Here is a 26452-nt window from a genome sequence, read left to right on the forward strand (position 1 = left end):
GGCCAAGGATGGCCCATGACGGCGGCCCACGGTCCAAAGCCGGAGTGAGGGCACTCCGAGCCTAAGCGAGGAGCCGAGTGGTGGGGCAAGAGCGTTTTGCTTACTTTTGCGCTCTTCAAAAGTGAGCCGCTGTAAGAGCGGAACCAATAGAGGCCGTTACCCAAACAACGGATATGTACCCTCAACCGTGCTTCTTGTAACGACGAATCCGAATATCCGCCTGCTCCTTGTGCCCCGCAAACCCTTCCATCCCGCAAAGCCGCGAGCAGTATTCCCCTACCAACACCGAAGCCTCATCCGTCAGCACCCGCTGATACGTGCACGTCTTGATGAACTTGCCGACCCACAGCCCGCCGGTGTACCGCGCAGTCCCGGTGGTAGGCAATGTGTGGTTGGTCCCAATCACCTTGTCGCCATAGGAAACGTTGGTGCGCTCACCAAGGAACAACGCGCCGTAATTGGTCATGTGCTCCAGGAAATACAACGGATCGCGGGTCATCACCTGCACGTGCTCGGAGGCGATGCGATCGGCTTCCTGCACCAGCTCGTCGACGCTGTCGCACAGGATGATTTCGCCATAGTCGCGCCAGGCGACAGAAGCAACCGGTGCGGTGGACAGGATCGCCAACTGCCGCTCGATCTCCGCCGGCAGGGTTTGCGCCAACTCCGCACTGTTCGTCAAAAACACCGCAGGCGAATTAACCCCATGCTCCGCCTGCCCCAACAAATCGGCAGCGATGATTTCAACATCGCTGCTGTCATCAGCAATCACCAGTGTCTCTGTAGGCCCGGCAATCAAGTCGATACCAATCTTGCCGAACAACTGACGCTTGGCCTCGGCCACATACGCATTACCCGGCCCAACGATCATATCCACCGGCTTGAACGTATCGGTGCCCAACGCAAACGCAGCAATCGCCTGCACCCCGCCCACGCAATAGATCTCATCGGCACCCGCCAAATACATCGCCGTCACAATGGCCGGATGAGGCTTGCCATCAAACGGCGGCGCGGCCGCAACAACGCGCTTCACCCCGGCCACCTTGGCCGTCAGCACGCTCATATGCGCCGACGCCAGCAACGGGTACTTGCCGCCCGGAATGTAGCAAGCCACCGAGTTCACCGGAATATTGCGATGCCCAAGGATCACGCCAGGCAAGGTCTCGACTTCCACATCGTGCATCGAGGCTTTTTGCACCTCGGCGAAGCGCCGGACCTGGGCCTGGGCAAAGGTGATATCGCCGATTTCCTGCTCGGACAGGCTCGCCACGCAGGCGGCAATTTCTTCGTCGCTCAGCCGGAAAGATACAGGCGACCACTGATCAAACTGCTTCGAGTATTCACGTACGGCCGCATCGCCGTTACGGGCGACGTTGGCGATGATGCGCTCAACGGTATCGCGGACTTGGGCGGCAATCTCGGCTTGGGCTTCGACCGGTTTAGGCGTTTTCAGGTAACGAATCATCAGTGGCTCCAGGTGGTTCTTGAGGGCACGCGACATGCCCCCGGCATTGGCAACCATCTTTTCCTACCCCCCTGCCCCGGGCAATTTCGCAGCCTCCCTATTGGTGACGCAACCTGACGCAACACAGACGCAGTGTTGAAGCACTGCGGCGGGCTGCTGACGTTATTCGTATAACCCCCGATGAAAAACATGTAAGCCCCATTGACTTAGGGATTCGGAGTGATAGGTTAAATAAGCGGTTATACGTATAACCTAACAATCACACCCAACGTAAAGAGGTGATCAACCGTGAGTCGAGTCTTGTATCTATTCGGTGGCTGGCCCGGCCATTTCCCCTACGAAATTGCGGCATGGGCGCGCACCGTTTTCCAGGAACTGGATTTCGAGGTCGAAGAGTCCACCGACATCTTCACACTGGACAGGGACTTGACCGGTTATGACCTGATCGTGATCGGCTGGAACAACGCCGTCACTACCGAGACGCTCACCGCGTCCCAGGAAAACCGCCTGCTGGAAGCGATCGAAAGCGGCACCGGCCTGGTGGGTTGGCACGGCGCAGGCGCGGCGTTTCGCGCCAGCCTCAAATATCACTGGGTGCTCGGCGGCTCATTCCTCGAACACCCGATGGGTGAAGGCTTTCCCCACCCGTACCAGGTCAACGTCATCGACCACAGCCACGAGGTGACCCAGGGCGTCGAGGATTTCGAGGTACGGTCCGAGCAGTACTACATGCAGGTCGACCCGAACATTCATGTGCTGGCTGAAACCACCTTCGACGGCAACCCCTTCCCCTGGCTCAACGGCCATCGCAGCCCGGCGGCCTGGGTGCGCCAGTGGGGCCAGGGGCGGGTGTTCTATCACTCCATCGGGCACGACACCAGCAACCTCGCCGACCCGAATATCCGCCGCCTGACCAAGCAAGGCCTGAACTGGGCGACACGCGGGCGTGCAGCCAGTACCGCCGAGGCAACCCCCTCCGTTTCATCAACCCAAGGAGTCCTGTCATGACTAAATTGACCGGCAGCCAGATCGTGGCTCAAACCCTGAAAAACTATGGCGTCGAATACGTCGCCGGTATTCCCGGCCACGGTATCTGGACCCTGACCGACGCCTTCCTCGAAGAAGACTCCAAGCTCAAGTTCATCCAGGTGTTCCATGAGCAGAGCGCGGTGCACCTCGCCGACGGTTACTACCGGGTGAGCGGCAAGCCGATGGCGGCAGTGACGTCCATCGGTGCCGGCGCCGCCAACACGGTAATCGGCATGGCCACCGCGTTTACCGACTCCACCAGCCTGATGCTGATCACCGGCGGGCCACCCACCCACATGCGTGGCCATGGCTTGCTGCAGGAGCTGGAGCGCTACACCGACAACGACTTCCCGAAAATCGCCGAGGCCGTGACCAAGCGTCATTGGGTGGCGACCCGTGTTGAAGAGTTGCCGTTCATGATGCACCGCGCCTGGAGCGCAATGGTCACCGGACGCCCGGGGCCGGTGCACCTGGAAATCCCGATGGATGTGCAGGCCGAGGCCGCTGAAGTGACCCTGCATGCCCTCGAAGAGCGCACCCCGATCGGCAAATGCTTCCCGGACCCGGCAGCCACCGCACGCGCAGTGGAAGAGCTGAAACTGAGCAAGCGCCCGGTGCTGGTGATCGGCGGCGGCGTGATTACCGGCGAAGCCAGCGCGGAATTGTTCGCCCTGGCCGAAGCCTGGAAGATCCCGGTGGTCACCACCTGGAACGGCAAGAGCGGCTTCCCGGAAGATCACCCGTTGTTCGCCGGCAGTGTCGGCCAGACCGGCACCCTGTGCGGCAATAAAGTCGCGTCCACCGCAGACGTGATCATCGCCGTGGGCTGCCGTTTCACCGACTGGTCGTCGTCCAGCTACGCCAAGGGCGTGACCTTCGCGATCCCGCCGTCGAAGCTGATCCACATCGACATCGACCCGCATGAAATCGGCAAGAACTACCCGGTGACCGTGGGCATTTGTGCCGACGCCAAATACGCTCTCGCCGCCATTGTCGAAAGCCTGAAAGGCGAGACGGTTGAGCGCGAAGAGTACCTGAGCGACCTGCGCGGTTATCAGGAAGAATGGGAAACCAAACTGGCGGGCCGTCGTGACTCCGATCGCTTTCCGTTCACCTCGCAACGCCCCCTCGGCGCGCTGCGCAAAGTGTTCCCGCGGGACACCATCGTGGTGGTTGGCTCGGGCAACACCCAGGGCGCGGTCAAGCAGACCTTCCCGGTCTATACGCCACGTACCCACCTGACCTCCGGCGGCTTCTCGTCCATGGGCTGGGCCGTACCTGCGGCCATCGGTGCGAAGCTGGCGGCGCCTGACCAGCCGGTGGTGTGCATCCTCGGGGATGGCGATTTCCTGATGACCTCCCAGGAAATTGCGATCTGCGTGACCAACAATATCCCTGTGGTGTTCCTGATCCAGAACAACGCCGGCTACATGTCGATTCGCGGTGGCCAGCGCAAGCAGACCAGCCGCCATATCGGCACTGAGTTCAACCACCCGGACGGCACGCCCTACAGCCCGGACTTCAAGGCGGTGGGCGAAGCCTTCGGCCTCAAATCCTACCGTGTGGAGCGCCCGGAAGACCTTGAGCCTATCCTGCAGGAAGCGCTGGATTTGAATGTGCCGGTGCTGATCGAAGTACCCACCGACCGCGATGCGGCTGGCCCTTGGGTGCCCGGCTGGTGGGACTTCCCGATTCCGGAATACATCACCGACGAACGCCAGGATGAGTACTGGCAAATCCGTAATTCCGAACAACACCTGTAAATGCCGGAGCGGCTCACATGAGTGATGCATTGATTTCGCATCATGCAGAGCTGAATCCACAACCGGGGGCGCCGCGCGAACCGCGCGCCCTCGACGTGGTGACACCTGATGCAGATGGCACGATCAACTGTGACGTGGTGATTATCGGCTCGGGCATGGGCGGTTCGACCTTCGCCCATGCCCTGCGTGACAGCGGGCTGGATATTGTGATCGTCGAACGAGGGGATTTCCTGCCCCGGGAAATCCAGAACTGGAGCGCTGAAGCGGTGTTCGGCCAAGGACGCTATCGCAATGCCGAACCGTGGCTGGACCAGGCCAACCAAGCATTTTCGCCGGGGGTGTTTTATTACGTCGGCGGCAACACCAAATTCTACGGCGCCATGCTGCCACGGTTTCGCGAGGCGGACTTTGGCGAGATCCAGCATGCCGAGGGCGTGTCGCCTGCGTGGCCCGTCAGCTACGCCGAGTTTGAACCCTGGTACGCCGAAGCGGAAAAGCTCTACCGCGTGCATGGCCAGGCCGGCATTGACCCAAGCGCACCCTGGCGTTCAGGACCCTTCCCGCAACCGGCACTCAAGCACGACCCGGCCCTGGTTGCGCTGGAACAAAGCATGCAGCGTGCCGGACTCAAGCCGTTCGTGATGCCGGCGGCGGTGGACTATGGCGATGGCGGCGATTGCGTATTGTGCTCAACCTGCGATGGCTATCCGTGCCTGGTGGAGGCCAAGGCCGACGCTGAAGTTTCTGCGCTCAGGCCCGCCCTGCGCAGTGGCAGCATTCGGCTGATGACTCGCACCACGATCCGGCAGCTGAACACCGATAACGATGGCAAAACCGTGACTCAAGCGCGGGGTCTGTTCGATGGACGCGAGGTGACACTGCGTGCCAAACGCTTCGTGCTGGCGTGCGGCGCAGTCAACAGTGCGGCATTGCTGTTCAAGTCTGCGAACGCTCAACATCCTCATGGCCTGGGCAATAGCTCTGGGCAGTTGGGGCGTAACTACATGGTGCACAACAGCACCTTCATGCTGGCGGTGGACCCGCGACGCAAGAACAACGTGACCTTCCAGAAAACCCTGGCCATCAACGACTGGTACAGCGCCAGCCCGCACAACGCATTCCCCTTGGGTAACGTGCAGATGCTGGGGAAAATCCGCGAGCCGATGATCAGTGCCATGCGGCCCTGGCTGCCGAAATTCGCTTCACGCTATATCACTGACCACAGCGTCGACCTGTACCTGACCTCGGAAGATCTGCCGACCCAGGACAACCGCGTCACCTACGACGCGCAGCGCGGTGCGATCAAGGTTCACTGGACGCCGAACAACCTCAAGGCCCATGAAGGACTGGTGAGCAAGGCCACCCAAACCATGCGTGATGCAGGGTATCCGCTGATCCTCAAGGCGCGCATGGGCATCGCGACGAACTCCCACCAGTGCGGCACTGCCGTGATGGGCAAGGACCCAACCACCAGCGTGCTGGACCTGAACTGCAAGCTGCATGACCTGGAGAATGTATGGGTGGTGGACAGCTCGTTCTTCCCGTCGTCGGCGGCGGTTAATCCGGCACTGACCATCGCGGCGAATGCCCTCAGAGTAGCGGCACACTTCAAGGGGCAGCCCGGGTAAAGGTGGGAGCTGGCTTGCCTGCGATGCAGTCGACTCGGTCTGTCAGTGGTATTGAGTCGATGCCATCGCAGGCAAGCCCGCTCCTACAGCGATCCCTTACCAACGGGATCAGGCGTCTGCCTGCTGGATACTGCGGGTCGAGGTACGCACCACCAGCTTGGTGGCGAAAATCTTTTGCTCGGGCGCCAGCGGCGCATCAGCCGGGGCATTCAATTGCTCGGTCAGCATGCGTGCGGCGTACACGCCCTTCTCCACCATGGGTTGGGCAATGGTGGTCAACCCGAGCTGCACCGCCTCGGGAATATCGTCGAAGCCGATCACCGAAAGTGTCTGCGGCACTTGGCGACTGAGGGCGTGGGCGGTTTTCATGCAGGCAATCGCCATCACATCCGAGCACGCCACCACTGCCGTGACGTCGTTGGAGGTCAGCAATGTGAACGCTGCGGCCTGGCCGGACGTGGAATCCAGCCCACCGGCCTCGATCACGCTCAGGTCTTCAAACGCCAGGCCCGCGGCGGTGGCCGCCTCCACGTAACCGGTGAGGCGTTCGCGGACAATCCGCTCACTGGCACTTTTGAAGCGTTGCAGGTCAATCGGGCCGCGGTAACCATCCGGGTTGAGGCGGTCAATGATGACGCCGATCTTGCGGTGGCCCAGGTCCAGCAGATGCTGCATTTGCGTGCGAGCCGCACCGCGATCGTCGATGCCGACAAAAAACGAATTCTCGACCAGCGGCGAGTCGATCACCACGAACGGAATACTGTGCTTCACCACCGCCAGCACCGCCGGGTGATCATCGGGCAGGGTCGAGATAATCAGGCCATCCACCAGCCCGCGCAGGGCCAGGCTGCCGTGGCTCGCCGCCGGGCCCCGGCCTACCAGGCGGTTGTTGTTGAGCGGAAACAGTGTCAGTGCGACATTTTCCAACTCGCCCACTTCACTGATGCCGCGCAGCATGGCGATGGTGCACGGGTCGGCAAAGGCCAGGGACAACTTGTCCATCATCATCAACCCGATGGCGCCGATCTTGCCCGAGCGCAGGCTGCGGCCCAGCACATTGGGGCCCGGGTAGCCCAATGAAGCGGCCACCTCGAGGATATGCTCGCGCTGGGCCGGGGACAGTTTGGAAGGTCGGTTGTAAGCGTAAGACACCGCAGGCTGGGACACCCCTGCCGCCAGTGCTACGTCTTTCATTGAAACGGCCATCGCTTGCTTCCCAATCCTTTTGAAACCTCATGCGAGGTCATGAAAAAACAGGCGCTCAGTGTACCCGTTGAGGGGAAACCTTCGGAACCAGTCGTGTGGCACTGAACATGATTGCGACCATCAGCGAGGCAACCGCCAGCAGCGCCCAGGATAGATTCGTCGCGTGGGCGAACAAGCCGATCACCGCCGGGCCCATCAGGATACCCAGATAACCGAGGCTGGTGGCAGCGGCAATCGCCAGTTCCCCCGGCATGGTCTTTTGCGCGCCCGCCAGCGACAGGTACACCGGCGCGATATTGGCCAAACCGATGCCGATGACCGCAAACCCCACCAGGTTCACCTGCCAGTTCGTCGCGAGCACCACCGTGAGAAAGCCCAGGATTACAATCAGGCCACCGCCCACCAGTACTAGCCGGGCGCCGAGCCTGAGCAGAATCCGGTCGCCACTCAAGCGCCCCAACGCCATCATCACGGCGAAGCAGGCGTAGCCCAGGCCTGCAATGGAAGGCTCGACATCACGCACCTGGGTCAGGAACACCGCGCTCCAGTCGAGAATCGCACCTTCGGCCAGAAACGCGAACAGGCACAGCACCCCCAGCACCAGGACTTTACGCGTGGGCCGCACAAAGATCGGGCTGCCCTCTTCGCCGCTGCGCCCGAGCATCTGGCGCCCGTAACTCAGGACAAACGCAGCCAGTGCCGCCATCACCGCGCTGCTGGCCAGCAACGGCGTGGCGCCCAGCCAGAGCAGCGCGGTGATCCCCGCCGCACTGACAATCGTGCCCAGGCTGAACAAGCCATGAAAACCCGACATCAAGGACCGCCCGGTCGCACGCTCAACCATCACGCCCTGTACGTTCATCGTCACATCCACTGCGCCGCACCCTGCACCGAACACGGTCAGGGCAAACATCAAGCCCAAGAATGAATGTGTGGTCGCCAGCAGAGGCAGCGTCAGAAACACCAGGGCGATGCCGATGTGCATGGTAAAGCGGCAACCTTTGCGGGCGTTCAGGATGCCCGCCAGCGGCATCATCACCAGTGAGCCGAGGCCCAGGCACAGCAACAGGATGCCCAATGCGCCGTCGTCCACCCCGGCCCGGCTGCGCGCATAGGGAACCAGCGGCGCCCAGGCGCCCATGCACAGGCCGGACAGCAGAAACGTCAAGCGGTAGGCCGACATATGCGGCGTGGAGCACGGCAATAACAACTCTTGAGACGACACGGAAACCCCAATACCTGAACAGTTGGAGTTATACGTATAACTTAAAACTCAAGCGCCAGCCACTGCCTTGTTACTGTTACATATTCTGGATTGATAAAGCATTGACAGCCCACAGGGTGCAGGTTTTACTTCCGCAAGGTTATTCGTATAACCCAAAATTGCATAACCACCCCACAAAAACAAAAGGGACCATGCAGCGTGATAAGCACTTTCCAGAAAACCCCGATCCCCCCGCGTATTCGCAAGGCACGTATCGCCACCTTTCTCGGCTTCATGATGATCGGCGCCATGATGTACATCTGGTCCACCGGTGTAAGCGTGTTCAGGACCCAGCTTGGCCTGACGGGAGAACTCGGGGACTCGAGTTTCGGCCTGATTGCCCTCGGGGTCGGTGTCGGTTCCGCAGCCGGTGCGCTGCTGGTCGGGCGGCTGCTGGACACCTTCGGCGCCAAGCCGGTAATTACCCTTGGCGCCCTCGCCTATCCCCTTTCGATTATCCCGCTGGGCTTCGTCAACGGTTTCTGGTTTGCGCTGTGTTTCGGCTCTGTGCTGGGGCTGTTGCGCGGCGCCCTGGATACCGCCTTGAATGCCCACGGCGTGCAGGTTGAACGGTTTTATCGACGCTCGATCATGTCCGGCTTCCATGCCTTCTATTCCCTGGGCGGCTTCCTGCTGGGCATGGCATGCAGTTGGCTGACCCGGTTCTACACCGACAGCGTGCTGGTGCCTTACACCGTACTGGGCCTGGCGATGTTCATTCTGGGCTGTGTGTTCAGCCGATGGTTGCTGGGCAAGCATGATGTGCCCGACGCCCAGCTCGACGACTGGCAAGCCGGCACCCAATCCCGGGACGAAACCGGCAAGAGCCCTTCGGCCAAGACACTGCTGGTGATGATCGCTCTCGGCACCTTGCTGCTGGGCAGCATGATGGGCGAAAACGCAATTGCCGACTGGGGCCAGGAATACATTCGCCGGGAGTTCGCGACCACCACCTCGACCGCAGGCATGGCGGTCTCACTGTTCGTCGGTGCGTCATTCGTGGGGCGCCTTTTTGGCGACCGCCTGGCCGCTGCGTTCGGTAATGCGCAGGTGGTGTTTGGATGCGGTACGTTGTGCGTCCTCGGCATGATCACCACGATATTGGGCGGTACGGCCGTGACCGGCGTTGTCGGCTTCGCGTTGTTTGGCCTCGGCCTTTCGTGCATCGCACCGTTGATGATCTCCGCCGCCGGGCGCCGGGACCCGGCACATGCCGGGCGCAATATCGGCATCGTCAACTGCATCGGATTTTCCGGGATGCTGGTGGGCCCCGCCGTCATCACCGTCATCGTCAGCAACTTCGGCCTGAGCAAGCTGATGTTCTTCCCGCTGGTGATGCTCGGTTTGCTCGCGACGTTCGGCCCACTGCTGATGCGCGCGCCGAAGAAAACCGTTGCCCGCGGCAAAGCGCAAACCGAGGGGTGAGGGAGGCCCGCATCGTCACTGCACCGGCAGGAAATTCATCAGCAGCAAGCTTTGCGCGTAGTTGAGCCCGATGCGCCGGTAGCGTTCGTCGAGCATCTGGGTCAACAGGTCGAGGCGCGCGACGATCTTGCCGAACTCCACGGCAAAGCTGAGGTTGCTGCCCGCCTCCGAGATCTCGTTGGAGAACAGCAACAGCGAGCCATTGGCATCCTGGCGCTGACTGAGCAGCCAGGTGGCCTTCTCGATATTGCGCGCGGCATTGCTGACGAACTGCGGGTTGATCGAGTCCGTTATATAAAACTCGGTGCGCCCGCCGTGTGCCGTCACCAGCATGCTGCCGATCGCGTAGATGAAGGCGCCTACCCGGTCGCCGCGAAACTCCGGGCTCAGGGAATAGCTCAGCGCCGCCAGGTCGCGACGATCCCCCAGGGCAGGTAGCGGTTGGCGAAGTTCGATGGCCTGGCGGATTTGCCGGGCGGCGGTCACCGCGTCGGTGTAACCCGATTGACGCCACTGGTTGGGGTTGCGCAGGTAGAGCTTGCTCATCAGCAGATACAGGCTTTGCAGGTTGTCGCGCATGCTCAGGGTGGCCATGCGATCAACGCTGGTCTGGAAGAACTCGTCGGGCTTGCCGTTGCTGAACTGCGTGGCAATATCGCGCCCCTGCTGCTGGCTGCAACCGTTGGCGCAAAGCATCAAAACCGCAGCCAGCCACAGCGGCTGACGCATCCATCGGGTGATAAAAACAGGTAACGTGCGATCCATCGGCACCAGGTCTGGGTCTGCTGTCCACGCCGGAAATTAGTGTGGTCGGGACAGAGATAGATCGGAAGAACGGGAAAAAGTGCAGTGAGGGCGGCAAACCAATAATTTTTCCAGAGGTGCATCCACTTTGATCCTTGGTACGTAGATTCAATACCCTCACCCGGAGGGCACAAGCACCAAGGAGATACATCATGCACGCCATCTACAAAAAAATTGCTGCCGTTGCCTGCTTTACGATCCTCTCCGTCACCACATCCCTAAGTTTTGCCGCCGACACCGTAATGGTGGGCGGCGCGGCGATGTATCCGACGAAAACCATCGTCGAAAACGCAGTCAACTCAAAGGACCACACCACTCTGGTGGCGGCGGTCAAGGCAGCCGGACTGGTGGATACCCTTAACAGCAAAGGCCCGTTCACCGTATTCGCACCGACCAACGAAGCTTTCGCCAAGCTCCCCGCAGGCACCGTGGATACGCTTGTGAAACCTGAGCACAAAGCCGATCTCACAAAAATCCTGACCTATCACGTGGTGGCTGGCACTCATACCTCTGCACAACTGATGGCCGACGCCAAGAAGAACGGCGGTACCGTGATGTTGAAAACCGTGCAGGGTGAGTCGCTGACGATCAAGCTGCATGACGGCAAACTGTGGGTGGTGGATGCCAAGGGGGGCAAGGCCAGCATCAGCATTGCGGATGTGATGCAGTCCAATGGCGTGATTCATGTGGTTGATTCGGTGCTGATGCCGTAATCGTCGCTTGACACCGAAAAGCCCGACGCAGTGTGCGTCGGGCTGATTCGGATGCTTCAGTTGTCGGGGTGTTCACTCGCGACAGAATCAGCTGCATCCACATCCGACATATCCTCTTCCAGAGGGGCATCATCGTCCGGTGGTAGAGGCGCTTCAGGTTGATCGCGCCGAGGATCATGCCCGGTTTCATTGTCTGTACCGCGCGTTACGCCTTGCTGGGATACATTCCCAGGGGCCTTCTCGTTAATTTCCATGCTGGCTCTCCGTTCTAGCGCGGGATGTCCGTGCTTGAACATGAGAAACGATGCGGTGTCGCGAGTGCCGGCCGATGGACGAACGGTGGGGATCAATTTCATAACGGCCCTAACGCTCCGAGAGACTCTATCCACCGCAGGATCGCGGGTTTCTCTGCTGGTTTTTCGCCAATGCAACACACCTCGGGGTCGGTGAGAGAACACCAGACAGACACCGGGTCTCCCACTCGCAAGCCATACGAGGCTTTACGAAGCGCCGTCGTTGACCAAGCGTCAACCGTCTCGTTGAGAGACTTGTGAAAGTGCTGCCCATTGACGCTATAGCTGAAGCTCATGAACTGGCGTCCGGCCCACGATGCCTCACGCCCGACGAAGGTTACGTAGCCAGGCACCACTTGCCCCGCGTCCATGGCGCTCATGAGTTCTCTCCTGAAAACAGCCCGGAAACGTGTTTGTTTTTTGTGCTTTTACACTGTTATAGCTCAGAGGCCCGCAGCGCGACAGGTCCTTGGTCGCCGCCTCCGGTGAGGCCTGAAACTGACTACCCGTTATGTCTGACACACATTGACATATCGATAATTCTCGATATGATCGCGCCATGGAATTACTCGAAATATTCAAAGCCCTCTCAAACCAGACACGCCTCGAAATCCTGAAAGGTTTGAAGGACCCCGAGAAGAACTTCCCTGCACAAGATGAAGGGGACGTTCACACGGTGGGCGTGTGCGTCAGCAGTATTCAGGAAGGCATCGGGCTCTCGCAGTCGACGGTGTCCGGTTACCTGGCAACGCTGCAACGGGTGGGCCTGGTCGAAGTCAGGCGCATCGGCCAGTGGACTTACTACAAGCGCAATGAAGCCACCATCCGCAGGCTTGCCGAGATCATAGGGAAAGATTTGTAGTTTTTTTATCACAGAATATCGAGATTTCGCGATATCCCTTTTTGTCGAAACGAGGAAATGCAATGAAGGCGTTGATACTCAAGTCATTTGGCGGCCCGGAATCATTCGAACTTCGCGACGTTCCCAAGCCCGTTCCGCACACGGGGCAAGTCCTGGTCCGCGTACACGCAACCTCCATCAACCCGCTGGATTACCAGGTCCGACGTGGCGACTACGCTGACCTGGTGCCGCTACCGGCGATTACCGGGCATGACGTATCGGGGGTCGTTGAGGAAGTCGGGCCAGGGGTTACGTCCTTCGCGCCAGGCGACGAAGTCTGGTACACCCCGCAAATATTTGACGGACCCGGCAGCTATGCCGAATACCACGTGGCGGCCGAAGGCATTATCGGGAAGAAGCCCCCTGCCCTGAGTCACCTTGAAGCAGCAAGCCTGAGCCTGGTCGGCGGGACCGCCTGGGAAGCGCTGGTGGTGCGTGCAGCCCTCAGGGTGGGAGAAAGCATCCTGGTGCACGGCGGCGCGGGCGGCGTCGGCCATGTGGCGATCCAACTGGCGAAAGCCATTGGCGCCCAGGTGTTCACCACCGTACGCGACGTCAATGTCGAGTTCGCGCGAAGCCTGGGCGCGGACGTAATCATCGACTACGAAAAGGAAGATTACGTCGACGCCATCCTGCGGGAAACGGGTGGCCGTGGCGTTGATGTGGTGTTCGATACCATCGGCGGCACCACATTGTCCCGTAGCCCGGACGCGCTTGCGCAACTGGGTCGCGTGGTCACGATTGTGGACACGGCGCACCCCCAGAACCTCGTCCAGGCCTGGGGCAGGAACGCGAGTTATCACTTCGTTTTCACACGACAGAACCGCGGTAAGCTGGATGAAATGAGCGCACTGATAGCAAACGGTCAACTGCGGCCATACGTCGGCGCGGTCTATTCCCTTGCTGACATCCCGCTCGCCCATTCCCGCCTTGAAAGCCCCAACAACGGCATTCAAGGGAAAATCGCGATTGCCGTGTTTGCCGGCTTACAGGAGGATTGGCGCAACGGTGCCTGAGCTGATCGCACTGAACCACTTTTTTGGAGAGCACGGGTAAATGGCAGAACTGATGGAAATGCTCGACGGCCCAAGGACCGCACAGCAGGAACTGTTCTACGACCTCGAAGATGCGACGGCCGTTATCGCCTGGTCGGTCAATCAATTGGCCACTATCGCCGGGGTCGCCAAATCACCCGACGAAGCAGTCGCCCTGATGAAGATGGGTGCACTGCTCGCGGCTCAGCAGGAAAAGCTCAGCGGGTACGCGGATGAGGTGAAGGCCGGAAGGATTGTGCGAGGAGAGGATCACTCGTGATAAATACGCTACGCACCCAACAGCCTTTCACATCCCTTTCACACTCGAGCGCTTATCGTCACTCCAGCTCCTAAGTGAACACCTTTAAGCCCGCACTCCCCATCGCGGGCTTTTCTTTGCCTGGAATTTGGTAAAAGGGATATCAAAACCTTCATCCAGTTTCATTTGTTGATGGCCTGGGCTGTCGCCTTAATGCTCCCACACGAACTCGTGCACAGGAGCAAAATATAATGAAAAAACGTCAACCGTTACTTCAGCTCAATACCTTGGCCGTGGCGCTGGCATTTGCCTTGCCGGCCATGAGCTATGCCAGCGATCAGTCCGACTCCAAGGGCTTTGTCGCCGACAGCAGCTTGAATATCCTCAACCGCAACCTGTTCTGGAACCAGAACGGCAACGGCGCCCACACCCGTGACTGGAGCCAGGCGCTGATGGCGACCTACAGCTCGGGCTTCACTCAAGGCACCATTGGCATCGGCATTGATGCGTTTGCCGACCTGGCGTTGCGCATCGACGGGGACACCGACCGCGCCGGTGGCCCGAACATACCGTCCGACGCCAATGGCAATCCGGATCATGGCTTCGCGAAGGCTGGTGGTGACGTCAAGTTCCGTATTTCCAATACCACGCTCAAGGTCGGCGACCTGCAGCCTACGTCGCCGGTGTTCGCCACCGCCGATAACTACCTGATGCCACAGACCGCAACAGGCTTCCAGATCGACAGCCATGAAATCACCGGCCTGAACCTGGAGGCCGGCCATTACACCTCCGGCACCGGTACCACCACCACCTCGCGCAGCGGCGACATTCTCGCCAGCTATGCGGGCGTGGAAGCGTCGTCGGCCAGCTTCGCGGGCGGCAAATACCAGTTCAGCAAGGAATTCACCGCGTCGCTGTACGGAGCACACCTGGAAGACGTGTGGAATCAGTACTACGTCAACCTGAACCTTGTTCATCCACTGACCGATGACCAATCCGTCGCGCTGGACTTCAACCTCTATCGCACACTGGACGACGGCAGCGCCAAGGCCGGGACCATCGACACCACCGCAGCCTCGCTGGCGGCTGCCTACACCCTGGGTGCACAGACCTTCACCCTGGCCGGGCAGAAAGTGCATGGTGACGAGCCGTTCGACTACGTCGGCTTTGGGGAGACCAATGCCGGCGTCGGTGCCGGGCGCTACGGCAACTCGATCAACCTGGCTGACTCGGTGCAATACTCCGACTTCAACGGCCCGGGCGAGCGGTCCTGGCAGATGCGCTATGACCTGGACATGGGAGCCTTTGGCGCCCCCGGCCTGAGCTTCATGGCCCGCCATATTCGCGGTGCTGGCATCGACGGTACGCATACCCCCGGCAATTCGGCCTACACCGGGTTCTATGGCGCCAACGACCAGGAACACGAAACCGACGCCGAAGTGAAATACGTCGTGCAGAGTGGCCCGGCCAAGAAGCTGTCCTTCCGCCTGAGGGAAGCCTGGCACGATGGTGATGCGTCCACCGGGGGGCATCTGGTGCAGACACGCCTGATTACCGAGTACCCGTTGAATATCTTCTAAACAGGCGGGAGTGCCCGGTTGATGGATCTACCGGGTACTCTCCGTAGCCAGGTATTGATCGGTAGGCGTTTTGATTCCACACACAAAAAAAGGCGCTACCAAGAGCGCCTTTTTTGTTACCGCTGACTTATTGCAAACTAACCTGACGCAGTTCGGGCTCTTTCCCGCTGCCAATCGTGATGCGCTTGGGCTTGGCCTCTTCAGGAACCACGCGCAGCAAGTCGATGCTTAACAGCCCGTTGTTCATCGAAGCACCGCGCACCTCGATATGATCTGCCAGCCGGAACGACAGCCGAAATGCTCGTTGCGCGATGCCCTGGTGCAGATAAGTGACTGCTTTCTCGGTTTCGCGCTTGTCGCCAACGACTGTCAAAACGCCCTTCTCGACCTGTATATCCAGATCCGCTTCAGTAAGCCCAGCGACAGCAATGACAATGCGATATTCGTCATCACCGTGCTTTTCCACATTGTGAGGCGGATAAGTGTTCGGAGCCTCGCTGCGAAGCGCCGACTCAAACAGGTCATTGAAGCGATCGAAGCCCACGGATTGACGGAACAAAGGGGCCAACGAAAGGGTAGTAGCCATCTCAAAATCTCCTGATTAAATCCAAGTGATTAAGTGCGCGACCCGCATTCGGCGTCGCGTGATGAAAATTTATGTTCGCCGGGAAAATTTTCAAGAGGGCAGATAAAAATTTTTACATTTGAGTACCAGCCGGGAACGGCTTGCTCGGTTGGATAGACAGGCCGCCCTCAGGCTGCGATGCGCAGTCAGCCCACCTTTCTCTTGAGTGCTTGCCTGGGTCGGGTTCAGCAAGCGGTGGCTTCTTGGAACTCTCTGGCATGTTCGCCATTACTCGCGGCATGTCTTAAAATATCCGGTTGCCGAAGAACCGCCATGACATATCCATGAAGGGCTTCAATCCTTTACAAATAAGTGTGGTCAAGATGAACAAGCCTTTCATTTCGCTGTGCCCTGAAATTACGCGGGCGCACGCGCTGACGTTGGTGGATTGGTTAGAGGATGAACGCATCACCTGCTACCTGAGCGATTCGCGTCATGTCTCCCGCTCCATTGAGCAAGTCATTGATCGGACTCAGTTGCCGATCCTGACTCATCTATTCAACCAGGGCGGCAGATTCTTTATGGCCTATGACCGGCATGACGCCCCGGTGGGCTTTGTCCGTCTCATCAAGACCGGCTCAAATTGCGAGATTGTCCTGGTCATCGGAGACAGCGACAAATGGGGCCGGAACCTGGGCGCCAGCACGATCCGCGAAGGCATGAAACTGGCCTTCCTCGACATGCGGGCCGAGAAGCTCATCGCCAAGATTCACCCGGACAACTCGCGCTCGCTGAAAGCCTTTCTGCGCAGCGGCTTTATGCTGGAGAGCGAAACGCCGACATTGACGTCATTTTCCATGACGGCGGCGCGCTATTTCCAGTTCTTGCGCGAAGGCGCCGGTGGCGACTCCACCAGGATCTACATCACTGAAATCGACAAGGCCAGGCTCGAGGATCTGATCGCGTTCGAGCAAGGCCCGGCGGTTGTTGAACTCGAACATGAGCTTGAGCGGGCCATTGTCGTCAAGCCGCAGCAGGTGGCGTGCAATGTCATCACGATGAACTCCAGGGCCTTGCTGCAACTGGACGATGAAGAGTTCGAAGTGGCCTTGGTCTACCCTGAAGACGCGGACAGCAACGCAGCAAAGCATTCCGTGTATTCCGACATAGGCACCGCCATCCTTGGCTATCAGGAGGGAGACGCCATCGACTGGCGAATTGCTGACCGGACCCGCCGGATTGAGATCAAGAAAGTGCTTTACCAGCCGGAGGCTGCGGGCGACTTCCACCTGTAATTGCGCCTTTTCTCAGTAACGAATCACGCCAGTCAGCGCGCCCGGCTTGGGTGCCTGACTTCTCCGGCGTGAACTGATAACCGAGACGGTTATCGGCGCGTGGGTGAAATAGTGAACCCTACCCGTTGACGCCCACTTTTTGCAGAGTTGCGAAAACTGCCTGAAATGATGCGGAAACGATTAGAGGTGTATTCCTGAACCCCAGAAACGCAAAAGCCCCGCAATAGCGGGGCTCTTGAGTAAATTTTGGCGGGAAACCAGGGATTCGAACCCTGGAGACGCTATTAACGTCCGCCGGTTTTCAAGACCGGTGCATTCAACCACTCTGCCAATTTCCCTTGTGCAACACAGGATTAGCGTAGCTCATCCTGCCTCAGCGGGCGCCATAATACCCGAATGAAACACACTGTCAAACTCTCGCCATAGCTTGTTACAGAGCGTCTGTTATGATCCTTGCGACTGAATGTTTCAAAACTGAAGGAGTGTCGCCATGCGCGAACAAAATTACGCAGTGAATGGAAACGCGCAGGCTGAGCAGCTAGAAGTTAGCCGCGTCCTGCGCAATACGTACGGCTTGCTCGCTCTCACCCTCGCGTTCAGCGGCGTGATGGCCTTCGTAGCCCAGCAAATGCGCGTCGGCTACCCGAATATCTTCGTCGTGCTGATCGGCTTCTACGGTCTGTTCTTCCTGACCAACAAGCTGCGCGACTCGGCCTGGGGCCTGGTGTCGGCGTTTGCCCTGACCGGTTTCATGGGCTTTATCCTCGGCCCGATCCTTAACCGCTACCTCGGCATGGCCGGCGGCGCGGAAGTGGTCAGCTCGGCATTTGCCATGACTGCCCTGGTATTTGGCGGCCTGTCGGCCTACGTGCTGATCTCCCGCAAGGACATGAGCTTCCTGGGTGGTTTCATCACCGCCGGTTTCTTCGTGTTGCTGGCTGCCGTACTGGCAGGCATGTTCTTCCAGATCAGCGGCCTGCAACTGGCGATCAGCGCAGGTTTCGTGCTGTTCTCCTCGGCCTGCATCCTGTTCCAGACCAGCGCAATCATCCAGGGTGGCGAGCGTAACTACATCATGGCCACCATCAGCCTGTATGTATCGATCTACAACCTGTTTATCAGCCTGTTGCAGATCTTCGGCATCATGGGCCGCGACGACTGATCGCAGCCGCATGCAAAAAGCCCGCTTCGGCGGGCTTTTTGTTGCCTGCGGCTTTATCATTGCCACAGGTTTTGCCTTCAGAGTGTTCCATGAAGTTCGCGATTGCGCTTTTTTCCGCCGCCCATGCGCCCTCCTCGCGCCGTGCCTTGCTGTTCGCCCAGGCGGCGCTGGCGGGTGGACATGAGATTGTGCGGCTGTTTTTTTATCAGGATGGCGTCTACAGCGCGTCCACTAACATTGTTGCGCCGCAGGATGAGCAGGATATCGCCCGTCAGTGGCGCGAGTTTGTCAGCGAGCATCAGCTCGATGGCGTGGTGTGCATCGCCGCGGCCCTGCGCCGTGGCGTGCTGAATGCCGAAGAGGCCACCCGTTATCAGCGCAGCGCGGTGAACCTGGACGCGCCTTGGGCATTGTCCGGGCTTGGGCAGTTGCATGACGCCGCCCAGTCCGCTGACCGCTTGATCTGCTTCGGAGGGCCGTGACATGTCGAAATCCTTGCTGGTGATCAGCCGACAGGCGCCGTGGTCCGGCCCCAGCGCCCGTGAAGCGCTGGATATCGTATTGGCTGGCGGCGCGTTTGATTTGCCGATTGGCCTGTTGTTTCTGGATGACGGCGTGTTTCAACTGGCCGCAAGCCAGGACGCCAAGGCCGTGCAACAGAAAGACCTCAGCGCCAACCTCCAGGCGTTGGAGTTGTTTGGGGTTGAGGATGTGTTTGCCTGCAGCCATAGCCTCGCCGTGCGCGGGCTGGCCACCTCCGGCAACGCACAGCCGCTGAGCAGCGAACAAATTACACAGATGATTGACCGTTACGACCAGGTGATTACCCTCTGATGTCGACCTTGCATGTGGTATCCCACTCGCCTTTTACCGACAGCCGGCTGGACAGCTGCCTGCGCCTCTGTGGCACCCAGGATGCGATCCTGCTGTGCGGCGACGGCGCCTACGCCCTGCAACCCGCCAGCGCGCCTTGCCAGGCCCTGCAGGCCAGGGGCGTGAAAGTGTTTGTACTGGCCGAAGACAGCCAGGCGCGTAACCTCGCCGTGCCTGAATGGGCCGGCAGTGTCGATTACCCGGCGTTCGTCCAGCTGTCGATCGACTATGACAAGGTCAATACCTGGCTATGAACACTTTGACCGTAGGTGAACGCACCCTCGAACTGGACAAGGACGGCTACCTCGTCGACCTGACCGAGTGGTCCAGCGACGTGGCCGACGCCCTCGCCACTACCGAGGAGCTGGAGCTGACCCCGGAACACTGGGAAATCCTCGAACTGCTGCGCGGCTTTTATACCGAATTCCAGCTGTCGCCCGCCACCCGCCCGCTGATCAAGTACACCGCCTTGAAGCTGGGCCCGGAAAAGGGCAACAGCCTGCACCTCAACCGACTGTTCAAAGGCACTCCCGCCAAACTCGCCGCCAAGCTGGCGGGCCTGCCCAGGCCGACGAATTGCTTATGACTGATTTTGCCCCGTTGATCACTGAAACCCCTGCCGAGCACCCGTTCGCGCCGTTCGTGCGCATCCTCGGCAAAGGCAAGCGCGGCGCCCGCAACCTCACCCGTGAGGAAGCCCGGGAAGCCATGGGCATGCTGCTGGACGAGAAGGTCGAAGACACCCAGCTCGGCGCCTTCCTCATGCTGCTGCGGCACAAGGAAGAAAGCCCGGAAGAACTCGCAGGCTTCACCGAAGCCGTGCGCGAGCGCCTGAATGCACCGTCGCTCAATGTGGATGTCGACTGGCCGACCTACGCCGGTAAAAAACGCCACCTGCCGTCGTACCTGCTGGCAGCCAAGTGCCTGGCACAGAACGGCGTGCGTATCCTGATGCACGGCGGCGGCGCGCATACGGCAGGCCGGCTCTACACCGAGCAGTTGCTGGATGGCTTGCAGATTCCGTTGTGCCGCAATTGGCAACAGGTGGAAGCGGCCCTTGAACAGGGCAACCTGGCGTTTATTCCCCTGGGGGACTGGGCGCCGCAACTGCAGCGCATGATCGACCTGCGCAACACCCTGGGCCTGCGCTCGCCGATCCATTCACTGGCGCGCATCCTCAACCCGTTGAGCGCCCGCTGCGGCCTGCAAAGCATCTTCCACCCGGGCTACCAGGGCGTACACCGCGATGCCAGCGGCCTGCTTGGCGACAACACCATCGTGATCAAGGGCGACGGCGGCGAGATCGAGATCAACCCGGACACCATCAGCCACCTGTACGGCACTACCGGCGGCGAAAGCTGGGATGAAGAGTGGCCCGCCCTCTCCGCCCAGCGCCACGTCAAGCCTGCGGCCCTGGAGCCCGAGCATTTGAAGGCGCTATGGCGCGGTGAGGTGCAGGATAGCTACCCGCAACTGGCACTGATCGCCACCATGGCCCTGGCCTTGCGCGGCCTCGGCCACCCGCGGGAACAGGCGTTCGAACTGGCCCAGCAGTACTGGGATGCCCGGGACAAATCGATTTAGTCGATCATTAACCCCCAGCCTTTGCGCTTTTTGTTCGAACTCAGACCTTTAGACTGCACTCCAACGCTTATTAGCCAAGGAGTCAGTCATGGGTTTGCTGATCGAAGGACGCTGGCATGACCAGTGGTACGAGAGTAGCGCAGACGGCGCCTTCCAACGGGAGCAGGCGCAACGCCGCAACTGGGTGACCGCCGATGGTGAACCCGGCCCGACCGGCGAAGGCGGTTTCGCGGCTGAAGCCGGTCGTTACCATCTGTACGTATCCCTCGCCTGCCCCTGGGCGCACCGCACATTGATCCTGCGCAAGCTCAAAGGCTTGGAAAGCCTGATCGACGTGTCGGTGGTCAGTTGGCTGATGCTGGAAAACGGCTGGACCTTCGACAAGGCCCATGGCTCCAGCGGCGACAAGCTTGACGACTTCACCTTCATGCACCAACGCTACACGGCCGACACCGCCAGCTACACCGGGCGGGTCACAGTGCCGGTGTTGTGGGACAAGAAGCTCAAGCGGATTGTCAGCAATGAGTCGGCGGAGATTATTCGCATGTTCAACAGTGCGTTTAATGAACTGACCGGCAATCAACTGGATTTCTATCCCGAAGCCCAGCGCTCGACCATTGATGCACTGAACGATCGAATCTATCCCGCCGTGAACAACGGTGTGTACCGCGCAGGCTTTGCCACGTCACAAAAGGCTTATGAGGCCGCATTTGATGATGTGTTTGCCGAACTGGATCACCTTGAGCAGCACTTGGGTGAGCATCGTTACCTGGCGGGAGAATACCTGACTGAAGCCGATGTAAGGCTTTTCACCACGGCGATCCGGTTTGATGCGGTGTACTACAGCCACTTCAAATGCAACCTGCGGCGAATTGCGGATTATCCGAACCTGTCGAACTGGCTAAGGGAGTTGTATCAGTGGCCGGGGATTGCCGAGACGGTGGATTTTGCTCACATCAAGGGGCATTACTACGCCAGTCACCGCACGATTAATCCGACGGGGATTGTGCCGAAGGGGCCGTTGCAGACGTTTGAGGCGGAGCATGACCGCGCGAGACTGAGCGGAAAAGGCATCTTGAGCTGACACACCCTGTGGCGAGGGAGCTTGCTCCCGCTGGGCTGCGCAGCGGCCCCAAAATCCTGGGAGCGCTTCGCACTCCAGCGGGAGCAAGCTCCCTAGCCACAGAGACGGTCTCGCCACAGGAGACGTGTCAGACTTGCGACTGAGCGCCTTCAAACCACTTCAGCTTCTCACGCAACTGCACCACTTCTCCCACAATCACCAGTGTCGGCGCATGAACCTCATGTTCCGCCACCATGCGTGGCAGGTCAGCCAGGGTGCCGGTAAACACCCGCTGGTTGGACGTGGTGCCCTGCTGGATCAACGCCGCCGGCGTATCCGCCGAACGACCATGCTTGATCAGCTGTTCGCAGATGATCGGCAACCCGATCAAGCCCATGTAGAACACCAGGGTCTGCGAAGGGCCCACCAGGTCACTCCACGGCAGGTCCGAAGTCCCGTCCTTCAAGTGCCCGGTAATGAAGCGAACCGATTGCGCATAGTCGCGGTGGGTCAGCGGAATACCGGCATACGCCGCGCAACCACTGGCCGCGGTAATACCCGGCACCACCTGGAACGGGATGCCATGGGCCGCCAGCTCTTCGATCTCTTCACCGCCACGCCCAAAGATGAACGGGTCGCCACCCTTGAGCCGCAGCACGCGCTTGCCTTGCCTGGCCAGGTCCACCAGTTGCTGGTTGATCTGGTCCTGCGGCACGGCATGGTCGGCGCGACGCTTGCCGACATACACCCGCTCGGCATCACGACGGCACAATTCAAGAATCGCCGGCGCTACCAGGCGGTCGTACAGCACCACGTCGGCCTGTTGCATCAAGCGCAAGGCGCGGAACGTCAGCAGGTCCGGATCACCCGGGCCTGCGCCCACCAGGTAGACTTCGCCCGGTGCGTGCGGCGGTGCGCCGTTGATTTTCTCCACCAGCAGACGCTCGGCTTCATCGCCCTGCCCGGCCAGTTGCCGATCAGCAATCGGGCCCTGGAAGACATCTTCCCAGAACGCGCGACGTTGCTGCACATCCGGGAACAAGCCTTTGACCTGGCTGCGAAACCGCGCCGCCAGCCCGGCCAACTGGCCGTAAGTCGACGGAATCCAGGTTTCCAGCTTGGCGCGGATCAGCCGTGCCAGCACCGGCGCATCGCCGCCGCTGGACACTGCGATCACCAACGGCGAACGGTCGACAATCGCCGGGAAGATCACGCTGCACAAGGCCGGCGCATCCACCACATTGACCGGTACGCAACGACGCCGGGCATCGCTGGACACTTGCGCGTTCAGCGGCTCGTCGTCGGTCGCCGCGATGATCAGGGTGCAACCGTCGAGGTCGGCCTCCTGATAACCACGCAAAATCAGTTCACCGCCACTGCCCTGCACCAGTTCACGCAACTGGTCTTCAATCTGGGGAGCAACCACCCGCAACAACGCGCCGGCGTCGGCCAGCAGCCGGGATTTGCGCAAGGCAATCTCCCCGCCACCGACGACCAACACACGACTGCCGCGCAGGTTATGAAACAGCGGCAGAAATTCCATTTAGCCGATGACCTCAACGCCCGCCATGTACGGCTTGAGCACTTCAGGTACGCGGATCGAACCGTCAGCCTGCTGGTAGTTTTCCAGCACGGCCACCAGGGTGCGGCCTACTGCCAGGCCCGAACCGTTGAGGGTGTGGACCAGCTCGGGCTTGCCGGTTTCCGGGTTACGGAAACGCGCCTGCATGCGACGGGCCTGGAAATCACCGCAGTTGGAGCACGACGAAATCTCGCGGTATTTGTCCTGGCTCGGCACCCACACTTCCAGGTCGTAAGTCTTCACGGCGCTGAAACCCATGTCGCCGGTGCACAGCGCCAGAACGCGGTACGGCAGCTCCAGCAGTTGCAGGACGCGTTCGGCGTTGGCGGTCAGGCCTTCCAGCGCTTCCATGGAAGTCGACGGCTCGACAACCTGCACCATCTCGACCTTGTCGAACTGGTGCTGGCGAATCATGCCGCGGGTGTCGCGGCCCGATGCACCGGCTTCGCTGCGAAAGCACGGCGAGTGGGCGACAAACTTGATCGGCAGTTGCTTGGCGTCGAGGATTTCCCCGGCCACGATATTGGTCAGCGACACTTCGGCGGTCGGGATCAGGTACAAGTCGGCTTCGCCATCGCGGCTGATCTTGAACAGGTCTTCCTCGAATTTCGGCAGCTGGCTGGTGCCCATCAGCGCCGGAGCCTGGACCAGGTACGGGGTGTAAGCCTCTTCGTAGCCGTGCTCGCCGGTGTGCAGGTTGATCATGAACTGCGCCAGGGCGCGGTGCATGCGTGCAATCGGGCCACGCAGCAAGGCAAAGCGCGCACCGGACATTTTGGCCGCTGTCTCGAAGTCCAGGCCACCGGTCAATTCGCCCAGGGCGACGTGGTCCTTGATCTCGAAATCGAAGGTTTTTGGCGTGCCCCAGCGACGGACTTCGACGTTGCCGTCTTCGTCTTCGCCAATCGGCACGGACTCGTGTGGCAGGTTCGGGATACCCAGCAGGATCGAGTCCAGCTCAGTCTGGATCGCGTCCAGTTCGACTTTGCCGGAAGCCAACTCGCCAGCCATACGCTCGACGTCCGCCATCAACGGCGCGATGTCTTCGCCGCGCTGCTTGGCCTGACCGATGGATTTGGAACGCGCATTACGCTCAGCCTGCAGTGCTTCGGTGCGGGTCTGGACGGTCTTGCGCTGTTCTTCCAGCGCTTCGATGCGCGCAACATCCAAGGCAAAGCCACGGGATGCCAGGCGGTCCGCTACGTCCTGAAGGTTGCTACGTAACAGTTTGGAATCGAGCATGTCGGTCTCTCGTTTATCAAAGTTTGGTCAAGGACAGGCCAGCCCAAGTGGCGAGCAGCCCGCCGAACACGCTGATGGCCAGGTACCCGAAGGCGACCGGTGCCTGCCCGCTTTCCAGCAGGCGTAGCGTGTCCAGTGAAAAGGATGAAAAGGTCGTCAGACCGCCTACAAAACCGACAATCAAGCCGGCACGAATCTCAATCGGCACTTCCGGGCGAAGCAGAAACCACCCGTACAACAAGCCGATGATCAAACAGCCCACCAGGTTGACCGCCAGGGTCGCCGCATAAAAATGCTTCGGCCAATTGGCGCTGACCCAGGTGCTGGTGGCGAAACGCAATAATGTACCAGCGATGCCGGCTACGGACACGGCAAGAATCGTTCTGAGCACTACTTTCTCCGCTGTTTCGGACTGAGCCGGTCAAGTTGGGCAAGGTGATTGAGCTTTTCGCCGATCTTCAGCTCCAGGCCGCGGGGCACCGGCTGGTAAAACGGCTGCGGCTCAAGGTCATCCGGGAAGTAATCTTCGCCAGCCGCATAGGCGTCCGGTTCATCGTGGGCGTAGCGGTACTCATCGCCGTAGCCGAGTTGCTTCATCAGCTTGGTCGGCGCATTGCGCAAGTGCAGCGGCACTTCCAGGGAGCCATGCTCGGCGGCAGCACGCAGGGCGGACTTGAAGCCCATGTACACCGCGTTGCTCTTCGGTGCGCAGGCCAGATAGGTGATGGCCTGGGCCACCGCCAACTCGCCTTCCGGGCTGCCCAGGCGTTCCTGCACTTCCCAGGCGGCCAGGCACAGGCTCAGCGCACGCGGGTCGGCATTGCCAATATCTTCGCTGGCCATGCGCACCACGCGCCGGGCGAGGTACAACGGGTCGCAACCGCCGTCGATCATCCGCGCAAACCAGTACAGCGCGCCGTCGGGGTTGGAGCCGCGCACAGATTTGTGCAGCGCGGAAATCTGGTCGTAGAACGCTTCGCCGCCCTTGTCGAAACGCCGGCGGGTGTCGCCCAACAGGCTCTGCAGCAAGTCGACGCCGATTTCGCTGCCATCCTCGGCCAGGTCGGAAGCGTTTTCCAGCAGATTGAGAAAACGTCGACCGTCGCCATCCGCAGCAGTCAGCAGGATCTTGAAGCCTTCCTCACTGACACTCAACTGGCGCTTGCCCAGGCCCTTGTCTTCGTTAAGCGCACGCTGCAAGAGCTTCTGCATCGCGGCTTCGTCGAGGCTCTTGAGCACATAGACACGCGCCCGGGACAGCAAGGCATTGTTCAGTTCAAAAGACGGGTTTTCGGTGGTGGCACCAATAAAGATCAGCGTGCCGTCTTCGACATACGGCAAGAACGCATCCTGCTGCGACTTGTTGAAGCGATGCACTTCGTCGACGAACAGGATGGTGCGCTTGCCGTACTGCCCGGCCTGCTGCTTGGCGACTTCCACCGCCTGGCGGATCTCCTTGACCCCGGCCAGCACCGCCGAGACCGTTTCAAAGTGTGCATCCGAGACTTTTGCCAGGAGCCGCGCCAGGGTGGTTTTACCCACGCCCGGCGGCCCCCAGAAAATCATCGAGTGCAGCGCACCCTGCTCAAGGGCCTCGCGCAAAGGCTTGCCGCGGGCGAGCAGGTGTTCCTGCCCGACGTACTCGTCCAGGTTGGTCGAGCGCAAGCGCGCCGCCAGAGGCTGAGCAATCGGGTCACTTCGAAACAGGTCCATGGGCAGCGT

27 protein-coding genes and 1 tRNA gene are annotated in these 26452 nt (G+C 60.2%); 17 read left to right on the forward strand and 11 right to left on the reverse strand.

The features are described 5' to 3' along the window. Nucleotides 1–181: 181 nt before the first annotated feature. Nucleotides 182–1465 carry a histidinol dehydrogenase gene (gene hisD / locus HX801_RS29135; protein WP_008431521.1) on the reverse strand — a complete coding sequence of 428 codons (1284 nt, stop codon included), beginning with the start codon at nucleotides 1463–1465 and terminating at the stop codon, nucleotides 182–184. A 288-nt stretch (nucleotides 1466–1753) separates the two neighbouring features. Here hisD and HX801_RS29140 point away from each other — a divergent pair, with 288 nt between their 5' ends. Genes HX801_RS29140 through HX801_RS29150 form a run of 3 tightly spaced genes read left to right on the forward strand, consistent with a single transcriptional unit; the run spans nucleotide 1754 to nucleotide 5885 of the window. Then, the gene (locus HX801_RS29140; RefSeq protein ID WP_177023229.1) at nucleotides 1754–2473 is read left to right on the forward strand and encodes a ThuA domain-containing protein; all 720 of its coding nucleotides are present in this window, start codon (nucleotides 1754–1756) and stop codon (nucleotides 2471–2473) included. Continuing rightward, on the forward strand, nucleotides 2470–4257 hold the full coding sequence (locus tag HX801_RS29145) for a thiamine pyrophosphate-binding protein (RefSeq protein WP_102604522.1): 1788 nt from the start codon (nucleotides 2470–2472) through the stop codon (nucleotides 4255–4257). The genes HX801_RS29140 and HX801_RS29145 overlap by 4 nt, the downstream gene beginning before the upstream one ends. Nucleotides 4258–4274: 17 nt before the next feature. Continuing rightward, nucleotides 4275–5885 carry an FAD-dependent oxidoreductase gene (locus HX801_RS29150; protein ID WP_177023230.1) on the forward strand — a complete coding sequence of 537 codons (1611 nt, stop codon included), beginning with the start codon at nucleotides 4275–4277 and terminating at the stop codon, nucleotides 5883–5885. A 108-nt stretch (nucleotides 5886–5993) separates the two neighbouring features. On the opposite strand, the gene HX801_RS29155 is transcribed toward HX801_RS29150, so the two are convergent. Both HX801_RS29155 and HX801_RS29160 read right to left on the reverse strand, forming a co-directional pair. Further along, a complete protein-coding gene (locus tag HX801_RS29155) occupies nucleotides 5994–7091 on the reverse strand; it encodes a LacI family DNA-binding transcriptional regulator (RefSeq protein WP_008431528.1) in 1098 nt (365 codons plus the stop codon). Nucleotides 7092–7146: 55 nt separating this feature from the next. Further along, entirely contained in the window at nucleotides 7147–8274 is a 1128-nt protein-coding gene (locus tag HX801_RS29160; protein ID WP_050550296.1) for an MFS transporter, read from the reverse strand. Nucleotides 8275–8517: 243 nt separating this feature from the next. On the opposite strand from HX801_RS29160, the gene HX801_RS29165 reads away from it, so the two are divergent. Further along, on the forward strand, nucleotides 8518–9780 hold the full coding sequence (locus HX801_RS29165; protein ID WP_177023260.1) for an MFS transporter: 1263 nt from the start codon (nucleotides 8518–8520) through the stop codon (nucleotides 9778–9780). A 15-nt stretch (nucleotides 9781–9795) separates the two neighbouring features. Here HX801_RS29165 and HX801_RS29170 read toward each other — a convergent pair whose 3' ends face one another. Further along, nucleotides 9796–10545, reverse strand: coding sequence for a hypothetical protein (locus HX801_RS29170; RefSeq protein WP_032898777.1), 750 nt, complete (start codon nucleotides 10543–10545; stop codon nucleotides 9796–9798). 191 nt (nucleotides 10546–10736) lie between these two features. Between HX801_RS29170 and HX801_RS29175 the strand changes: the two genes are divergently transcribed. Then, nucleotides 10737–11297 carry a fasciclin domain-containing protein gene (locus tag HX801_RS29175; RefSeq protein WP_003219652.1) on the forward strand — a complete coding sequence of 187 codons (561 nt, stop codon included), beginning with the start codon at nucleotides 10737–10739 and terminating at the stop codon, nucleotides 11295–11297. 56 nt (nucleotides 11298–11353) lie between these two features. On the opposite strand, the gene HX801_RS29180 is transcribed toward HX801_RS29175, so the two are convergent. Beyond that, nucleotides 11354–11551, reverse strand: coding sequence for a hypothetical protein (locus HX801_RS29180; RefSeq protein WP_023658951.1), 198 nt, complete (start codon nucleotides 11549–11551; stop codon nucleotides 11354–11356). Nucleotides 11552–12149: 598 nt separating this feature from the next. On the opposite strand from HX801_RS29180, the gene HX801_RS29185 reads away from it, so the two are divergent. The 4 genes from HX801_RS29185 (at nucleotide 12150) to HX801_RS29200 (ending at nucleotide 15364) form a co-directional block, all read left to right on the forward strand. Beyond that, nucleotides 12150–12452: a helix-turn-helix transcriptional regulator gene (locus HX801_RS29185; protein WP_177023231.1), complete on the forward strand. Its 303-nt coding sequence runs from the start codon at nucleotides 12150–12152 to the stop codon at nucleotides 12450–12452. 62 nt (nucleotides 12453–12514) lie between these two features. Then, nucleotides 12515–13507, forward strand: a complete 993-nt coding sequence (locus tag HX801_RS29190) for a zinc-dependent alcohol dehydrogenase family protein (RefSeq protein WP_177023232.1) — start codon at nucleotides 12515–12517, stop codon at nucleotides 13505–13507. Nucleotides 13508–13547: 40 nt separating this feature from the next. After that, the gene (locus tag HX801_RS29195) at nucleotides 13548–13805 is read left to right on the forward strand and encodes a hypothetical protein (protein WP_003219645.1); all 258 of its coding nucleotides are present in this window, start codon (nucleotides 13548–13550) and stop codon (nucleotides 13803–13805) included. A gap of 230 nt (nucleotides 13806–14035) precedes the next feature. Next, nucleotides 14036–15364, forward strand: a complete 1329-nt coding sequence (locus HX801_RS29200; protein WP_003219643.1) for an OprD family porin — start codon at nucleotides 14036–14038, stop codon at nucleotides 15362–15364. Between the two features lie 127 nt (nucleotides 15365–15491). Here the strand turns inward: HX801_RS29200 and HX801_RS29205 are convergent, their stop codons facing one another. After that, complete coding sequence (locus HX801_RS29205; protein ID WP_003219642.1) at nucleotides 15492–15950, reverse strand: Hsp20 family protein; 459 nt, start codon at nucleotides 15948–15950, stop codon at nucleotides 15492–15494. Between the two features lie 362 nt (nucleotides 15951–16312). On the opposite strand from HX801_RS29205, the gene HX801_RS29210 reads away from it, so the two are divergent. Continuing rightward, nucleotides 16313–17224, forward strand: coding sequence for a bifunctional GNAT family N-acetyltransferase/nucleoside diphosphate kinase regulator (locus HX801_RS29210; protein WP_177023261.1), 912 nt, complete (start codon nucleotides 16313–16315; stop codon nucleotides 17222–17224). Nucleotides 17225–17471: 247 nt separating this feature from the next. On the opposite strand, the gene HX801_RS29215 is transcribed toward HX801_RS29210, so the two are convergent. Further along, nucleotides 17472–17562, reverse strand: a tRNA-Ser gene (locus tag HX801_RS29215). A gap of 152 nt (nucleotides 17563–17714) precedes the next feature. Here HX801_RS29215 and HX801_RS29220 point away from each other — a divergent pair. The 7 genes from HX801_RS29220 to HX801_RS29250 all read left to right on the forward strand — a co-directional run bounded on the left by HX801_RS29220 (nucleotide 17715) and on the right by HX801_RS29250 (nucleotide 21927). Beyond that, nucleotides 17715–18386 carry a Bax inhibitor-1/YccA family protein gene (locus HX801_RS29220; protein WP_003219636.1) on the forward strand — a complete coding sequence of 224 codons (672 nt, stop codon included), beginning with the start codon at nucleotides 17715–17717 and terminating at the stop codon, nucleotides 18384–18386. Between the two features lie 89 nt (nucleotides 18387–18475). Further along, nucleotides 18476–18868, forward strand: a complete 393-nt coding sequence (tusD, locus tag HX801_RS29225) for a sulfurtransferase complex subunit TusD (RefSeq protein WP_003219632.1) — start codon at nucleotides 18476–18478, stop codon at nucleotides 18866–18868. A gap of 1 nt (nucleotide 18869) precedes the next feature. Beyond that, nucleotides 18870–19220, forward strand: a complete 351-nt coding sequence (tusC, locus tag HX801_RS29230; RefSeq protein ID WP_177023233.1) for a sulfurtransferase complex subunit TusC — start codon at nucleotides 18870–18872, stop codon at nucleotides 19218–19220. Then, nucleotides 19220–19513: a sulfurtransferase complex subunit TusB gene (gene tusB, locus HX801_RS29235; RefSeq protein WP_003219628.1), complete on the forward strand. Its 294-nt coding sequence runs from the start codon at nucleotides 19220–19222 to the stop codon at nucleotides 19511–19513. Before tusC ends, tusB begins: the two co-directional genes overlap by 1 nt. Then, complete coding sequence (locus HX801_RS29240; RefSeq protein ID WP_003219626.1) at nucleotides 19510–19845, forward strand: TusE/DsrC/DsvC family sulfur relay protein; 336 nt, start codon at nucleotides 19510–19512, stop codon at nucleotides 19843–19845. Before tusB ends, HX801_RS29240 begins: the two co-directional genes overlap by 4 nt. Continuing rightward, a complete protein-coding gene (locus HX801_RS29245; protein WP_177023234.1) occupies nucleotides 19842–20843 on the forward strand; it encodes a glycosyl transferase family protein in 1002 nt (333 codons plus the stop codon). The genes HX801_RS29240 and HX801_RS29245 overlap by 4 nt, the downstream gene beginning before the upstream one ends. Before the next feature lie 88 nt (nucleotides 20844–20931). Beyond that, the gene (locus HX801_RS29250) at nucleotides 20932–21927 is read left to right on the forward strand and encodes a glutathione S-transferase family protein (protein ID WP_102369436.1); all 996 of its coding nucleotides are present in this window, start codon (nucleotides 20932–20934) and stop codon (nucleotides 21925–21927) included. A 127-nt stretch (nucleotides 21928–22054) separates the two neighbouring features. Here the strand turns inward: HX801_RS29250 and cysG are convergent, their stop codons facing one another. Genes cysG through HX801_RS29270 form a run of 4 tightly spaced genes read right to left on the reverse strand, consistent with a single transcriptional unit; the run spans nucleotide 22055 to nucleotide 26443 of the window. Continuing rightward, nucleotides 22055–23449, reverse strand: a complete 1395-nt coding sequence (gene cysG / locus HX801_RS29255) for a siroheme synthase CysG (RefSeq protein WP_003219620.1) — start codon at nucleotides 23447–23449, stop codon at nucleotides 22055–22057. Continuing rightward, nucleotides 23450–24730, reverse strand: a complete 1281-nt coding sequence (serS, locus tag HX801_RS29260) for a serine--tRNA ligase (protein WP_177009159.1) — start codon at nucleotides 24728–24730, stop codon at nucleotides 23450–23452. A 16-nt stretch (nucleotides 24731–24746) separates the two neighbouring features. Beyond that, entirely contained in the window at nucleotides 24747–25121 is a 375-nt protein-coding gene (gene crcB / locus HX801_RS29265; RefSeq protein ID WP_008431560.1) for a fluoride efflux transporter CrcB, read from the reverse strand. Then, the gene (locus HX801_RS29270; protein ID WP_003219616.1) at nucleotides 25121–26443 is read right to left on the reverse strand and encodes a replication-associated recombination protein A; all 1323 of its coding nucleotides are present in this window, start codon (nucleotides 26441–26443) and stop codon (nucleotides 25121–25123) included. Before HX801_RS29270 ends, crcB begins: the two co-directional genes overlap by 1 nt. Between the last annotated feature and the right edge of the window lie 9 nt (nucleotides 26444–26452).

Source organism: Pseudomonas sp. G1002, assembly GCF_013385455.1.
Lineage (GTDB): Bacteria > Pseudomonadota > Gammaproteobacteria > Pseudomonadales > Pseudomonadaceae > Aquipseudomonas.

Excerpts from the sequence above, each read along its gene's own strand:
- tusD (WP_003219632.1), top strand. The coding sequence starts at position 18,476 with ATGAAGTTCGCGATTGCGCTTTTTTCCGCCGCCCATGCGCCCTCCTCG.
- cysG (WP_003219620.1), bottom strand. The coding sequence starts at position 23,449 with ATGGAATTTCTGCCGCTGTTTCATAACCTGCGCGGCAGTCGTGTGTTG.
- HX801_RS29210 (WP_177023261.1), top strand. The coding sequence starts at position 16,313 with ATGAACAAGCCTTTCATTTCGCTGTGCCCTGAAATTACGCGGGCGCAC.
- HX801_RS29220 (WP_003219636.1), top strand. The coding sequence starts at position 17,715 with ATGCGCGAACAAAATTACGCAGTGAATGGAAACGCGCAGGCTGAGCAG.
- HX801_RS29180 (WP_023658951.1), bottom strand. The coding sequence starts at position 11,551 with ATGGAAATTAACGAGAAGGCCCCTGGGAATGTATCCCAGCAAGGCGTA.
- HX801_RS29245 (WP_177023234.1), top strand. The coding sequence starts at position 19,842 with ATGACTGATTTTGCCCCGTTGATCACTGAAACCCCTGCCGAGCACCCG.
- hisD (WP_008431521.1), bottom strand. The coding sequence starts at position 1,465 with ATGATTCGTTACCTGAAAACGCCTAAACCGGTCGAAGCCCAAGCCGAG.
- HX801_RS29160 (WP_050550296.1), bottom strand. The coding sequence starts at position 8,274 with ATGTCGGCCTACCGCTTGACGTTTCTGCTGTCCGGCCTGTGCATGGGC.
- HX801_RS29195 (WP_003219645.1), top strand. The coding sequence starts at position 13,548 with ATGGCAGAACTGATGGAAATGCTCGACGGCCCAAGGACCGCACAGCAG.
- HX801_RS29170 (WP_032898777.1), bottom strand. The coding sequence starts at position 10,545 with ATGGATCGCACGTTACCTGTTTTTATCACCCGATGGATGCGTCAGCCG.
- HX801_RS29150 (WP_177023230.1), top strand. The coding sequence starts at position 4,275 with ATGAGTGATGCATTGATTTCGCATCATGCAGAGCTGAATCCACAACCG.
- HX801_RS29145 (WP_102604522.1), top strand. The coding sequence starts at position 2,470 with ATGACTAAATTGACCGGCAGCCAGATCGTGGCTCAAACCCTGAAAAAC.
- HX801_RS29270 (WP_003219616.1), bottom strand. The coding sequence starts at position 26,443 with ATGGACCTGTTTCGAAGTGACCCGATTGCTCAGCCTCTGGCGGCGCGC.
- HX801_RS29200 (WP_003219643.1), top strand. The coding sequence starts at position 14,036 with ATGAAAAAACGTCAACCGTTACTTCAGCTCAATACCTTGGCCGTGGCG.
- tusC (WP_177023233.1), top strand. The coding sequence starts at position 18,870 with ATGTCGAAATCCTTGCTGGTGATCAGCCGACAGGCGCCGTGGTCCGGC.
- tusB (WP_003219628.1), top strand. The coding sequence starts at position 19,220 with ATGTCGACCTTGCATGTGGTATCCCACTCGCCTTTTACCGACAGCCGG.
- HX801_RS29190 (WP_177023232.1), top strand. The coding sequence starts at position 12,515 with ATGAAGGCGTTGATACTCAAGTCATTTGGCGGCCCGGAATCATTCGAA.
- HX801_RS29205 (WP_003219642.1), bottom strand. The coding sequence starts at position 15,950 with ATGGCTACTACCCTTTCGTTGGCCCCTTTGTTCCGTCAATCCGTGGGC.
- HX801_RS29155 (WP_008431528.1), bottom strand. The coding sequence starts at position 7,091 with ATGGCCGTTTCAATGAAAGACGTAGCACTGGCGGCAGGGGTGTCCCAG.
- serS (WP_177009159.1), bottom strand. The coding sequence starts at position 24,730 with ATGCTCGATTCCAAACTGTTACGTAGCAACCTTCAGGACGTAGCGGAC.
- HX801_RS29175 (WP_003219652.1), top strand. The coding sequence starts at position 10,737 with ATGCACGCCATCTACAAAAAAATTGCTGCCGTTGCCTGCTTTACGATC.
- HX801_RS29250 (WP_102369436.1), top strand. The coding sequence starts at position 20,932 with ATGGGTTTGCTGATCGAAGGACGCTGGCATGACCAGTGGTACGAGAGT.
- HX801_RS29185 (WP_177023231.1), top strand. The coding sequence starts at position 12,150 with ATGGAATTACTCGAAATATTCAAAGCCCTCTCAAACCAGACACGCCTC.
- HX801_RS29240 (WP_003219626.1), top strand. The coding sequence starts at position 19,510 with ATGAACACTTTGACCGTAGGTGAACGCACCCTCGAACTGGACAAGGAC.